Annotated in this window: 9 protein-coding genes and 1 pseudogene; 7 read left to right on the top strand and 3 right to left on the bottom strand. The window is 73.8% G+C overall.

The features are described from left to right. Positions 1-637: pseudogene (locus BJP40_RS04390) on the bottom strand (N-acetylmuramoyl-L-alanine amidase); the annotation flags it as partial. Between the two features lie 126 nt (positions 638-763). On the opposite strand from BJP40_RS04390, the gene BJP40_RS04385 reads away from it, so the two are divergent. From BJP40_RS04385 to BJP40_RS04370, 4 genes are all read left to right on the top strand, one after another. Beyond that, positions 764-1531, top strand: coding sequence for a TIGR03089 family protein (locus BJP40_RS04385; RefSeq protein ID WP_071278721.1), 768 nt, complete (start codon positions 764-766; stop codon positions 1529-1531). 267 nt (positions 1532-1798) lie between these two features. Next, on the top strand, positions 1799-2992 hold the full coding sequence (locus tag BJP40_RS04380) for an LCP family protein (RefSeq protein WP_071278719.1): 1194 nt from the start codon (positions 1799-1801) through the stop codon (positions 2990-2992). A gap of 250 nt (positions 2993-3242) precedes the next feature. Next, positions 3243-5093 (top strand): LCP family protein, encoded by a 1851-nt coding sequence (locus tag BJP40_RS04375; protein WP_071278717.1) that lies wholly within the window; start codon positions 3243-3245, stop codon positions 5091-5093. A gap of 315 nt (positions 5094-5408) precedes the next feature. Beyond that, entirely contained in the window at positions 5409-6902 is a 1494-nt protein-coding gene (locus tag BJP40_RS04370; protein WP_079170910.1) for an LCP family protein, read from the top strand. Positions 6903-6983: 81 nt separating this feature from the next. Here the strand turns inward: BJP40_RS04370 and BJP40_RS04365 are convergent, their stop codons facing one another. After that, positions 6984-7997: a glycosyltransferase family 2 protein gene (locus tag BJP40_RS04365; RefSeq protein ID WP_071278713.1), complete on the bottom strand. Its 1014-nt coding sequence runs from the start codon at positions 7995-7997 to the stop codon at positions 6984-6986. A 310-nt stretch (positions 7998-8307) separates the two neighbouring features. On the opposite strand from BJP40_RS04365, the gene BJP40_RS04360 reads away from it, so the two are divergent. Then, positions 8308-9867, top strand: a complete 1560-nt coding sequence (locus BJP40_RS04360) for an LCP family protein (protein WP_371258597.1) — start codon at positions 8308-8310, stop codon at positions 9865-9867. A 267-nt stretch (positions 9868-10134) separates the two neighbouring features. On the opposite strand, the gene BJP40_RS04355 is transcribed toward BJP40_RS04360, so the two are convergent. Then, positions 10135-10668 carry an acyl-CoA thioesterase gene (locus BJP40_RS04355; RefSeq protein ID WP_107416699.1) on the bottom strand — a complete coding sequence of 178 codons (534 nt, stop codon included), beginning with the start codon at positions 10666-10668 and terminating at the stop codon, positions 10135-10137. Between the two features lie 130 nt (positions 10669-10798). Here BJP40_RS04355 and BJP40_RS04350 point away from each other — a divergent pair, with 130 nt between their 5' ends. Together BJP40_RS04350 and BJP40_RS04345 are read left to right on the top strand one after the other, a co-directional pair. Next, on the top strand, positions 10799-12088 hold the full coding sequence (locus BJP40_RS04350) for an LCP family protein (protein ID WP_079170909.1): 1290 nt from the start codon (positions 10799-10801) through the stop codon (positions 12086-12088). Between the two features lie 323 nt (positions 12089-12411). Next, on the top strand, positions 12412-12954 hold the full coding sequence (locus BJP40_RS04345; protein ID WP_071278723.1) for an SMI1/KNR4 family protein: 543 nt from the start codon (positions 12412-12414) through the stop codon (positions 12952-12954). Positions 12955-13122 lie beyond the last annotated feature (168 nt).

Below are 13122 nucleotides of genomic sequence, written 5' to 3'. Positions count from 1 at the left end.
CGGCAGATCCCGTACCGGAAGCGCCCGCGCTGGAAGTCGCGGTACCGGAAGCGCCCGCACCGGCCGCCGCGGGTTCCGGAGCAGCGCCCGGGTCGACGAGGTCGACGCGCAGGCCGCGCGGCAGGTCCCGCGCCGAGGCCCCGCCGGCCGGCCGCACCCGGACCTCGACGCCGTCCGCGGCGCCCACCCACAGGGGGGCGGTGGCGCCGCGCGGCCTGCCCGCGGCGGCCTCCGCCGTGCCCGGGTCGGCGCCGTGCTCGCGGTAGTGGGTCTCCAGCTGCCGCCAGGGCGACCACGTGCCGGTCCCCGCGGCCCGGGTGCGCACCTGGACCGTGCCGGGGAGTTCGGCGCGCGCGTCCTCCCACACCACGCCCAGCAGGGAGAACGGCTCCACGTCCCGGCGGGGCAGCCCCCGTTCGGACGTGCCGTCACCGGCCGCCCGCCGGTCGGCGCCGAGCGGCACCCGGGGAAGGGACCGGGTGGCTCCCGGGCCCGCGGCGGCACCGGCGGCACCGCGGGCACCGGCGTGGGGGGCCGCCGGGGACCGGCCGGAGGCGTCGGACAGGGTGAGCGACAGCGGAACGGCGAGGGCCGCTGCGGCCGCCACGCCGATCGAAGACACAAGAAGCGAACGCATAACGTGATAGTGGGCATGTCGGACAGACCCCGCTCGCCCGTTTCCTGACGGCCTATCGGTCCGTACGGAGTAGCGCGTCACCCGCTCGGCCCTCGCCCGAGCGGCGCGGGGACGTACCCTGCCCGGATGAACGCCAGCGACCGCACCCCCGCCGACCTGCTGCGATCCGCGCTCGCCGCGGACCCCGCCCGCCCCCTCGTCACCTACTACGACGACGCCACCGGTGAGCGCGTCGAACTGTCCGTGGCCACCTTCGCCAACTGGGTGGCCAAGACGGCGAACCTGCTCCAGGACGGACTGTCCGCCGAGCCCGGGGAGCGGGTGGCCCTGCTGCTGCCCGCGCACTGGCAGACCGCGGTGTGGCTGCTCGCCTGCGCCTCCACGGGTGTGGTCGCCGACCTGGACGGCGATCCGGCGGCGGCCGACCACGTGGTGGCGGGGCCGGACCGGCTCGACGAGGGGCGGGCCTGCTCCGGGAGCCGCCTGGCGCTGTCCCTGGCCCCGCTGGGGCGGCGCTTCCTGCCGGGGCCGCCCGACGGGTACGACGACTACGCCGTGGAAGTCCCCGGCCAGGGCGACCGGTTCGTCCCGTACGTCCCGGTTGATCCGGACGCCCCGGCCCTCGCCGTGCCCGGTGCCGACACGGAGCTGAGCGGCGCGGAGCTGGTGGCGCGGGCCCGCGAGGACGCCGCGCGACGGGGGCTGAGGGACGGGTCGCGGCTGCTGTCGGGCCTGGCCTGGGACTCCTGGGAGGGCGTGTCGGCGGGGCTGTACGCGCCGCTCGCGGCGGGCGGCTCCGTCGTCCTGTGCCGCCACCTCGACCGGCTGCCCGCCGAGGCCCTGGCGCAGCGGCTGGAGAGCGAGCGGGTCACCGACCGCGCCGACGCGGCCTGACCCCCCGTACGGCGGACCGGGCGCCGCGTCCCGCCCGGTCGGCCGGCCTCCCGGTGGATGATCGTCGGTGCGCACCTCGCACGGGGGTCTCGTACGAAGCTCTCGCACGGAGGTCCCGTACGCCGTGCCCGTGTGTCGCCCCCGCGCCCGGTGCGCATCACGTACCACTGTGGACACGACCACGCGCCGGGGCGGCCGTCTCACCGGGTGCAGACCGGGGTGCGGCCGCTTCGGGCGCCGCCGACGCCCCGAAGGACGGACTCTGACGTGACGGACCCCTCCGGCGCCTCCGACTCCCCCGGACCGGACACCGCGCCGCCCGACGGGGAGGCGGCGGGCGGGCGCCACCCGCACGCCCGGCGGTGGCTGCGCTGGGGGGCCGTGGGGCTCGCGCTGGTCGTGCTCGCCGCGGCCGGGGCGGGGTGGTGGGTCTACCGGAAGCTGGACCGGAACATCACCACGGACGACGCGGCCGTCGCGGAGCTGAAGCGGTACGAGCGGGAGCGGCCGTCACCCGTGCCGCGCGGCGGCACGAACATCCTGGTCATCGGCTCCGACACCCGATCGGGCGACGGCAACGCCGCGTACGGCAGGGACGCGGGGACGCAGCGGTCGGACACCACGATCCTGCTGCACCTGTCGACCCGCCAGAAGAGCGTCACGGCGGTGTCCGTCCCACGGGACCTGATGGTGGACGTACCGGAGTGCCGCACGCGCGGCGGGAAGGCGACGGACCCGCGGTTCACGTCGTTCAACGCGGCGTTCCAGATCGGGGGGACGGCCTGCACGGTCCGCACCGTCGAGAACCTCACGGGCATCCGCGTCGACCACCACATGGTGATCGACTTCCGGGGCTTCAAGGACATGGTGGACGCGGTCGGCGGCGTGCGGATCTGCGTGGAGGAGCCGATCGACGACCCGGACGCCCGCCTCACCCTGGACGCCGGGCCGCAGACCCTGCATGGCGAGGAGGCCCTCGGGTACGTGCGGGCCCGCAAGACCCTGGGCGGCGGCAGCGACACCGAGCGCATGAGCCGTCAGCAGCGGTTCCTCGGGGCGCTGGTCAACAAGATGCAGAGCAACGGGGTGCTGCTGAACCCGGCCCGGCTGTACCCGGTGCTGGACGCCGCCACCCGGTCGCTGACCACCGACCCGGGCCTGGACTCGCTCAAGGACCTCTACGACCTGGCGCGCAGGCTGCGGAGCGTACCTTCGGAGAAGGTGCAGTTCCTGACGGTTCCCCGGAAGCCGTATCACGCGGACCCGAACCGGGACGAGTTGGTGCAGCCGGATGCCGACCGGCTGTTCAAGCGGCTGCGGGTGGACGCGCCGGTCCTGGTGGTGCCGACCGAGGAGCGGGAGGCGGGCACAGCCCCCTCGCCGGACGCCGCCGCGTCGCCCCGGCCGTCGGGGACGCCCACCTACGCCGGCACCAACGCCGCGACCAGCGCCTGCCCGTAGGGATCTGACGACGGGGGCGCGAGAAATGTGTGAGAGAAGGAATAACAGACGCAGAGATCCGGGGCTTTTGAGGCGCATTGCCCGTTTGTAAGGGCCGTGGAATTTGTCACGGCCGTCGCCCCGCGTTGAACTGGGCGGATATCGTGACGCGATCCGGTGCGGTGGCCACTCACGTCACACGCCGGATCGAGAGGCCGAGCGCCGGACGGGGAGGCGTCTGGCGTGGCACCGACGGAGGACTCAAGCAACCGTGGACGCGCACAGCCGTGGACGGGCGGAGGACATCGACCCCGCCGACCAGTGGGTGCTGAACCCGCAGACCGGCAACTACGAACTGCGACTGGATCCTTCCTCTGCGCAGTCCGCCCCGTCGGTGCAGGGGCCCCCGTCCGGAGCGGCCCCCCGCCACGACTCCGCCCAGGACCCCTCCGGGCCCTCCGGCGGCCGGGCCCGCGGCGCCGCCCACCCCCCGGCTCAGCGGGCCGCGTCGGACGCGCCCGACGCCTCCGGCCGGCCGGGTGAGTCCGGCCGCAGGACCGCCGAGGTCCCCGGCCAGCGCAGGCGCCGCGCCTCCGAGCCCGCCGCGGGCGAAGGAGGCCGCAGGGCCGCCGCCCAGGGGGCGACCGGCAGGCGCAGGCCCAAGCCGAAGAAGTCCCGCGGCAAGAAGGCCCTGATGTGGACGGGCGGGGTCACCGCTTTCGTCCTGGTCGGCACGGCGGCCGGCTACTACTACGTGAAGGGCCGCCTCGACGACAACATCACGACGTACGACGTCGGCAACGCGGGCGGCAGCAGCGGCTTCAAGAAGGACCAGGCCATCAACATCCTGGTCATCGGCACCGACAAGCGGACGGGTGCGGGCAACACCGGCTACGGCGACAAGAACAGCCCCGGCCACGCCGACACCACGATCCTGCTCCACGTCTCCAAGGACCGGACGAACGCGACCGCGCTGTCCATCCCCCGTGACCTGAAGACCCGGATCCCCGACTGCGAGGTCAACGCCGACGAGGGCAAGCGGGTCGTCCCCGGCCAGGTGTCGGCCCGCTTCAACGAGAGCCTCGGTCAGGCCGAACGCGGCCCCGACTGCACCATGGCCACGGTCAGGGAGCTGACCGGCGTCCCGATCGACCACTTCATGATGGTCGACTTCAACGCCGTGAAGACGCTCTCCAGCGCCGTCGGCGGGGTGGAGGTCTGTGTGGAGAAGGACGTCTACGACAAGAAGTCCGGGCTGAAACTGCCCGCGGGCAAGAGCGTCATCGAGGGCGAGCAGGCCCTGGCGTTCGTCCGCACCCGGCAGGCGTTCGGGCTCAAGAGCGACCTGTCCCGCATCCAGACGCAGCAGCAGTTCATGAGCGCGATGATCCGCAAGATGAAGTCGGGGGACACCCTGACCGACCCGGGCAAGCTCTGGGACCTCGCGAACGCCGCCACCCAGGCGCTGACCGTCGACACCGGCATAGGGAGCGTCGACCGGCTCACCGAGCTCGCCCAGGAACTCGCCAAGGTCGATCCGAAGAACATCAGCTTCGTGACGCTGCCGGTCGTCGACAACCCGAACGAGACGGTCAAGGCGACCGTCGTCCTCGACGAGGCACGGGCCCCGCAGCTCTTCTCCATGCTCCAGAACGACATCTCGCTCACCGAGGTGAAGAAGAAGGAGCAGGACGCCAAGAACGCCGAGGCCAAGGCGCAGAACGCGCTCCTCGAAGGGCCGCGCGCCGAGGCGGGGCAGGTCCGCGTCGACGTCTACAACGGCAGCGGGGTGCGCGGCGGCGCCCAGTCGACCATCAACTGGCTGCAGAACGAGCAGGGCGTCCGCTTGTCCACGAACAAGGCCAACGCGCCGGCGGACATCCCGAAGACGACGCTGGAGTTCGCGCCGAACCAGATCGAGCAGGCCCGGAGACTGGCCGACATGATGGGGCTTCCCGCGTCGGCGCTCAAGCAGGGGACCGCGGACGCCGGGGAGCGCGAGCCGATGGTGCTCACCCTCGGCAAGGACTTCACCGCCGCGGGCGTCCCGATCACCGGTCCGGCGAAGGCGCCGGAGGGTGTGCAGAAGGTGGAGGCGGACAAGCAGGTGTGCGCCAAGTGACGTGCGCCGCCTGCCCATACAGGGGAGACGCGGGTGGGACACAGCAGCGTGCGTGGGGAGGGAACGCGGGGAGGCGTTCCGCACGCCCGTGAAGCCCGTGAGCCGGGCTGGGACGAGGGATCCGGAGGGACCGGCACAGGGATTGCCGACCGCCCGGACGACCGCGACGGCACGGACACGGGTACGGGTACGGGTACGGGCTCAGGCGCCGGTGACTCCGGTGGCCGCGGCCGCAGGAGGACGGCGGGCGGGGCGGCGGGCCGGGCGCGGGGCCGCCGCCGGGCGCAGAGCCGCAAGCGGAAGGTGTTCCGCTGGATGGCTTCGGTCCTGTCCCTGCTGATACTCGGCACGGCGGCGGCCGGCTACTTCTACATCGAACACCTCAACGGCAACATCCGCAGCGGCAACCGGGCCGGCGGCGACAGCGGTGTGAAGAAGGCCGCGCCGAACGCGCTCGGCAACACCCCGCTCAACATCCTGCTGATCGGGTCCGACAGCCGCAGCGACCCGAAGAACGTGGCGCTCGGCGGCGGCAAGGACCTCAGGGACCAGCAGCCCCTCGCCGACGTGCAGAAGCTGCTGCACGTCTCGGCGGACCGGAAGCACGCCGCGATCGTCTCCATCCCGCGTGACACGGTCGTCCGCATCCCGGAGTGCGTGGGCGACGACGGCACGGCCTACGCCCCCGTCGCCGACCGGCCCATCAACGAGACGCTCGGGCGCGGCGGCCCCGGCTGCACCCTCACGACCTGGGAGACGATCACCGGGGTCTACATCGACTACTGGGTGATGGTGGACTTCGCCGGTGTCGTGGCGATGGCGGACGAGGTCGGCGGCGTCCCGGTCTGTGTGAAGACCGGCGTGTGGGACCGGCCGACCCGCCAGGTGAAGGGCGGCTCGGGGCTGAAGTTGCCCGCGGGCACTCACGAGATCAAGGGCGAGCAGGCGCTCCAGTGGCTGCGCACCCGGCACGCGTTCCGCAACGACCAGGGCCGGGCCAAGGCGCAGGCCATGTACATGAACGGGATGATCGAGAAGCTCCAGGGCCAGAACGCCTGGACGGACACCGGGCGGCTCATGGGCCTGGCCGAGACGGCCACGAAGGCGCTCCAGGTGTCCGAGGAGATCGACTCGGTGCAGGGCCTGTTCGATCTGGCGATGCAGCTCAGGGACGTGAAGCTGGACCGCCTCACGACGGTGACGGTGCCGACGGTCGAGTGGAGCGGGAACCGGAACAAGCTCGTCATGGTGGAGCGGGCCGACACGATCTGGTCGATGCTCCGCGATGACGTCGCCTTCGACAAGAACGGCGACCCCGTGGGCGCCGGGTCCACCGCGGCCCCCTCGGCCCCCGCGAAGCCGAAGGGACCGGACGCCGAGGCACCGGGCGCGCTCGCCGTCACGGTGGTCAACGGCACCGACGGCAAGCAGGAAGCCGCCGTCCCCGGCCGGGCCACGGCCCTGGCGGAGGTGCTCCGCGGCAAGGGCTTCACGCAGGCGTCTCCCTCGCGCGGCGCCGAGCCGCGCAAGGACACCGTGGTGAAGTACCCGAAGGCGGACGGCGACCAGGGCCGGGCGAACGCCGCCTCGGTCGCGAAGGCCCTGGGGCTGCCCGGCTCCGCGGTCCGCGCCGACGCCGGCGCCGAGGGCGTGACCCTGGTGGTCGGAGCGGACTGGCGCGAAGGCACGGCCTACGAGAAGCCCAAGGCGGAGGCCGGCGACCTGCCGGACGGCTCGGACGTCCTGCGGGGCGACCAGAAGGACTGCATGGACGTCTACGAGGTGTACCGCTGGGACGGCGGCAGCTGACCCCGGCCTGCGCCGACGAGGGGCCCGCCGCGGGCGTGTCGCCGCGGCGGGCCCCTCGTCGTGCCGTGTCCGCCGGGCGGGTCAGCCCTCGGCCGGCACGACCGCCGGGCGGCGGCTCGCGATGACCTTGCGGGCCAGCGCGCGGGGACTGGTCAGGAAGCCGAAGCCCCAGGACATGTGCATGGTGGCGAGGGCGACGGGGATCTGCACCCGGGCCTTCCACGGCAGGCCCCTGCCCGCCGGGACGGAACCGAGGACGATGGCCGCGAGATAGCCGCCCGGGACGGCGAAGCCCAGCGGGGTGAGGGCCGCGCCGACGACGAGGCCGGCGGCTATGGCGCACAGCGCGACCGGCGGGGCCAGGTACCGCAGGTTGATGGAGCCCTGGTGGTAGCGGGCCACGACGTGGCGCCAGCGGCCGTAGTCCTTGTACTGCTTGGCGAGCGCGCGGACCGTGGGCCGCGGCCGGTACCGGACACGCAGCTCCGGGGAGAACCAGATGAGCCCGCCCGCCTCGCGGATGCGGAAGTTCAGCTCCCAGTCCTGGGCGCGGATGAACTCCTCGTTGTAGCCGCCCTGCCGCTCCAACGCCTCGCGGCGGAACACCCCCAGGTACACGGTCTCGGCGGGCCCGGCCTCGCCGCCGGTGTGGAAAGCGGCGTTGCCCACGCCGATCCGGGACGTCATGGCGGCGGCGACGGCCTGCTCCCAGGCGTTCTCGCCCTCGGCGTGCATGATGCCGCCGACGTTGTGCGCGCCGGTCTCCTCCAGAAGGCGCACGGCGGTCGCGATGTAGTTCGGGGACAGCATGCCGTGCCCGTCGACGCGTACCACGATCGGGTGGCGGGACGCCTTGATGGCGGCGTTGAGCGCGGCGGGGGTGCGGCCCGTCGGGTTCGGCACGGTGTGGACGCGCGGGTCCTCGCGGACCAGCTCGGCGGCGATCTCGTCGGTGCGGTCCGCGGACGGGCCGAGCGCGATCACCACCTCCATCTCGCCGTCGTACTCCTGCGCCAGGATGTGGCGCACCGCGTCGCGCAGGTACCGCTCCTCGTTGAGGACCGGCATGATCACGGAGACCGGGGGCTGGGGCATGGTTCCTCGGGGGTACGGGGGCCGGGGCGCCCCGGAAGACTGCAAGGGCGCCCGACACGTTACCGCGAACGGGGGACACGGGTGCGCGCCGCCCGGCCGCTGCGGGCGGCCGCTGATCGTATGGGCCTACTGTGCGTACGGTCCGGTCCTGCCGCAGCGGCCGCTGCGGCCACCGCCCCGGCCGTTCCCCGTGCCCGCCCCGTTCCCGTCCCGTCGCCGCTCCCGGCGCCGGCCGGTCGCCGTCCGCGTCACCGCCGCCGGTCCGTCCGTCCGCCCCGTCGTCCGCGTCGCCCCCGCGGAGGTGCCCCCCGTGCCCACACCGCCCCGCCGCCGCCCCGTACGCCCGGGTCCGCCGCCGCCCGTCCGCCGGGAGGCGGACGCGCCCGCGGGCCGGCCGCCGGCCGGGCGCAGGCCCCGGCGGTGGGCAGGGCGGGCGGCGACCGCCCTGTCGGTGCTGGTCCTCGCGGCGAGCGGCGTCGGGCACGCGGTGATGACGAGCCTGGACACGGGCATCGGGCGGGTCGACGCGTTCAAGGACATGAAGAACCGGCCCCGCGGCGGCGACGGCGTCAACGTCCTGCTCGTCGGCACCGACGGCCGCGACGACGTCACCGCCGCCGACAAGGCCCGCTACCGGCTGGGCGGCACACCCTGCCGCTGCACGGACACGATCATCCTGGCGCACATCTCGCAGGACCGGCGGCGGGCCAGCCTGGTGTCCCTGCCCCGCGACTCGTACGCGGAGCTGCCGGAGCACACGGACGCGACGACCGGCAAGCAGCACGGGCCGCACCCGGTGAAGCTGAACGCCGCGTACGCGGAGGGCGGGCCCAACCTGACGGTCCGCACCGTGGAACGCATGACCGGGGTGAAGATCGACCACTACCTGGAGGTCGACTTCACGTCGTTCATGCGGACCGTGGACGCGGTCGGCGGGGTGCGCATCTGCACGGTCCGGCCGCTGAAGGACGCGAACACGGGGCTCGACCTGCCCGCGGGCACGCACCTGCTGGACGGCGGGCAGGCGCTCCAGTACGTGCGGTCGCGGCACGTCGACGGGACGTCGGACCTGGGACGGATACAGCGCCAGCAGCGGTTCCTCGCCGCACTCGTCGACCGGGCGTCGAGCGACCCCGCGCTGCTGAACCCGATGCGGTTCCGGCAGGTGGTGGCGGCGATGGCGGGCTCGGTGCGGGCGGACGAGGGGTTCGGGGCGGCGGAGATGGTGGCGCTGGCGAAGGCGATGCGGGGCTTCAGCACCTCGTCGTCGGAGTTCACGACGGTGCCGGTGGAGCCGGGCGGGGTGGCGGTGAAGGGCATCGGCTCGACGGTGAAGTGGGACGCGGAGGGGGCGCGCCGGCTGTTCGACGCGATCCGCGAGGACCGGCCGCTGGTCACCGCGGAGGCCGCCCCGTCCGACTCCCCATCCCCGTCCGCGTCCGGGCCGGCGTCCGCCGCCCGGCCGGCGTCCGTGCCCGAGCCGGGGCGGAAACTGGTCGACGTGCCGCCGGAGCGGGTGCGGGTGCAGGTCTACAACGGGACGAAGCTCGACGGCCTGGGCGCCCGGGTGGACGCGGCCCTGCGGGGCACCGGCTTCCGCACCACGCGCACCCCGTACAACGCGGACGAGCGGGACGTGGTGCGCACGGTCGTGACGTACGACCCGCGGTGGGACCGCTCGGTGAAGACCCTGGCCGCGGCCCTGCCGGACGCGGAGCTGCGGGAGGTCCCGGGTCAGGGGCCCGTGATGCGGGTCACCGCGGGCACGGCGTTCAAGGAGGTCCGCCCGGTCCGCGGCGAACCGACGGTGGCGGCGGCCCCGAAGGGCGGGTACGCGGCGGTGACCGGCGACGAGGTCACCTGCGCGTGAACCGCGGCCGGCGGCGGGGCCGCCGCGGCGGCCGGCGCCGGACCGGGCACCCCTGAACGGGGCCGGCGGGCCCCGGCCACGAGGCTCCGCGCCCGGTCGGCGGAGAGCGGTCCTTCGATGTCCGGCCACGCCGCCGCCGGACCACCCGCGCCTCGTAGAGGGTCCGGCCGGGGGCCGCCGGCCCCGGGCCCGCCGGAGCCGGTCCGCGGGGAACACCCGGCCGGGCCGGGGCCTGCGCGGCCACCACCGGGGCCGGGAGCTGCCGGATCAGTCGTTGATGCCTTCGGCGGCGCGGCGGTCGCGCAGCTCCTTGATGGCGCGGCGGCGGGCCAGGCGGTGGGTGCGGCGGATCTGCGCCTCCTGGTAGCGGCGCTTGTCGCGCTCCGTCTCCGGGATGATCGGCGGCACGGGCCGGGGCTTGCCGTCGGCGTCGACGGCGGCGAAGACGAGGTACGCCGAGCCGACCTGCGTGGCCGGGGTCGACTCGTTCCAGCGCTCGGCCAGCACGCGCACGCCGACCTCCATCGAGGACCGGCCCGTCCAGTTGACCTGGGCCTTCACATGGACCAGGTCGCCGACCCTGACCGGCTCCAGGAAGACCATCTCGTCCATGGACGCGGTGACCGCGGGGCCACCGGAGTGACGGCCGGCGACGGCGCCCGCCGCGTCGTCCACGAGCTTCATGATCACGCCGCCGTGCACCGTGCCCAGGAGGTTGGTGTCGTTGTGGGTCATGATGTGGCTCAGCGTGGTCCGGGACGCGGAGGTGGGCTTGCCCCGGAGGATGGCCTGATCTGTCATGCCCTCCACCATATGCCCGGACGTGCGACGGTCCCGCATCGTGCCTGATTGCCACAGGTTCGCCACAGGGCCGATCCGATTCGCCACCCGGCCTGTAAGGGGCGGGGGCCCGAACGGCACACTGTTCCGCATGAATGACTGGCCTCAGGGATGGTCCGACGACCGCGACGCGCGTCACCGCCGTGGGAACGGGCCCGTCCCGCCCGCTCCGGCCGCGCCGCCGCGGCGGCCGAGCGTGCCGCCGCAGCAGTCGCAGGGCTTCGACGGCCCGTACGACAGCGGCTACAACACCGGACAGGTGTACGGCATCCCCCGCGGCCCGCAGGGCGGCGGCCCCGGGCAGCAGCAGCCGCTACCACCGTACGGCACCGGACAGGGCGGGCCGGGCGCGCCGGGTCGTCCGTCCGGCCCGGCCGGGCCGGACGGGGCGCGGCCGGCACCGGACTGGCGCCGGCGCATCAAGATCGGTTCCATCACGGTGGCCGCGGTGCTGGTGGTGACCACCGTCGCCACGTACTTCTGGGCCGACGGCAGGATGCGCCGCGAGGTGGCCCTGTCCAAGGTCATCGAGCGCCCCGAGGAGGGCGCCTGCACGACGTACCTGATCGTCGGCTCGGACAGCCGCGAGGGCCTGACGGCCGAGGACCGCAAGCGGCTGAAGACCGGCGCCGCCGAGGGCAAGCGCACCGACTCCATGATGATCCTCGCGGCCTGCTCCAGCGGGAACACGATGATCTCGCTGCCGCGTGACTCGGACGTCGAGATACCGACCTTCGTCGGGTCGGAGTCCGGCAGGACGTTCAAGGGCACGGGGCGGCGGGTGAAGCTGAACGCCGCGTACGCCGAGGACGGGCCGGAGCTGCTGGTGCGGACCGTGGAGCACAACACGGGCCTGCGCATCGACCACTACGCGGAGATCGGTTTCGCCGGTTTCGCGAACATCGTCGACGCGCTCGGCGGGGTCGAGATCGACATCGAGAAGGGCTTCAAGGACAAGAAGTCGGGCGCCGACTTCCAGGCGGGGCGGCAGACCCTCGACGGCGAGCAGTCCCTCGCCTTCGTCCGCACCCGGTACGCCTTCGCGGAGTCGGACCTGGCCCGGACGAAGAACCAGCAGAAGTTCCTCGCCGCCCTCGCCGACCAGGCGGCGACGCCGGGCACGATCCTCAACCCGTTCCGCCTCTACCCGACGCTGGGGGCGGGCCTGGACACGCTGGTCGTGGACGAGGACATGTCGCTCTTCGACCTGGCGGAGATGTTCTTCGCGATGAAGGGCGTGAACGGCGGCGACGGGACGTCCATGAACATGCCGATCTCCGGCAGCCGCGGCGGGAACCTGGTCTGGGACAAGGAGAAGGTGCGGCAGCTGGTGGAGCAGATCCAGAACGACGAGAAGGTCACCGTCACCTCGAACCGGTGACCCCGGCCGGCTTCCCCTCCCTCCCCCGCAGCCCCCGCCCGGATCGGTGATTCCGGCGGGGGCTCCTCCGCGCGCGTACGGCATGGGCCCCGGCGCCCGCCTGCGGCACCGTGCGGCCGGGGCGGTCGGTGCGCGCGTGCGGCATCGGGCCCGCCACCCGCCTGCTGCCCGAGTGGCGGGAGCCGGCCTTGTCCATGAGAACGAGAACGGGCAGCGAAGTACACCGCTCCGGGCGGCACCTGTCCCGACTCTGTTCGGTGTTCATGACGTGGGGCGGTGCGGAGCTTCCGGGGGCTGTCAGCCCCTTCTGCCAGCATGCTGCCGTGACATACACACATGATCAGCGTCCCACGGAAGCCACTCTCGACTTCCTGCGCTCCGCGTTTCCGCCGGAGTGGCGCGAGTCGGCGCTCGGACCTGAGGCCGTCGCGGAGTGGGAGCGGGAGAACGGAGTGGTCCTGCCGGAGCCGTACAGGACCTTCGTCGCGGAGATCAGCAACGGGTCCGGCCTGGGACCCGCTGGCGATGGCGGTCTCCAGCCGCTCGGCCGGTTGCCCGACACATGGCCTGACCTCGGCTCGCGACAGCCAGGGGAACCGTTCCCCTTGGAGGCGGCCTGGCCCTGGGAGGACGATGAGGGCGTCGACGCCGAGGACCCGCGGATCGACGCCGCATTCACCAAGGGGTCCGTCGTTCTCGGGTCCGAAGACGGGCAATCGTTCTGGCTCCTCCTGACCAGCGGCCCCCGGCGCGGCGAGGTGTGGATGATCGCCGACGTAGGCGCCATCCCGGTGCCTGGCGACGATGCCTGGGGCTTCGAGGAGTGGGTGCGGCGCTGGCACACCGGCAACGATTGGTGGGACTGAGCAGTCTGTCCTGCACACCCGTACGGCGCGCAGGGCCCGTGGCAGGGGCCGGCTCCGGCACGGCGAGACCGGCGGCCGCGCGCACAGGGGACGGCCGGGCCTGAGGCCGACGGGCGGGCGTCAGGCCGCAGGGGCGGTGCGCGGTCGCGGCGCCGAGCGCTCCGCGCA

The organism is Streptomyces sp. CC53 (assembly GCF_001865245.1).
In the GTDB taxonomy this organism is placed as follows: Bacteria; Actinomycetota; Actinomycetes; order Streptomycetales; family Streptomycetaceae; genus Streptomyces.
Note: the sequence above shows the minus strand (reverse complement) of the source record. Positions and strands in the feature narration are given on the sequence as shown.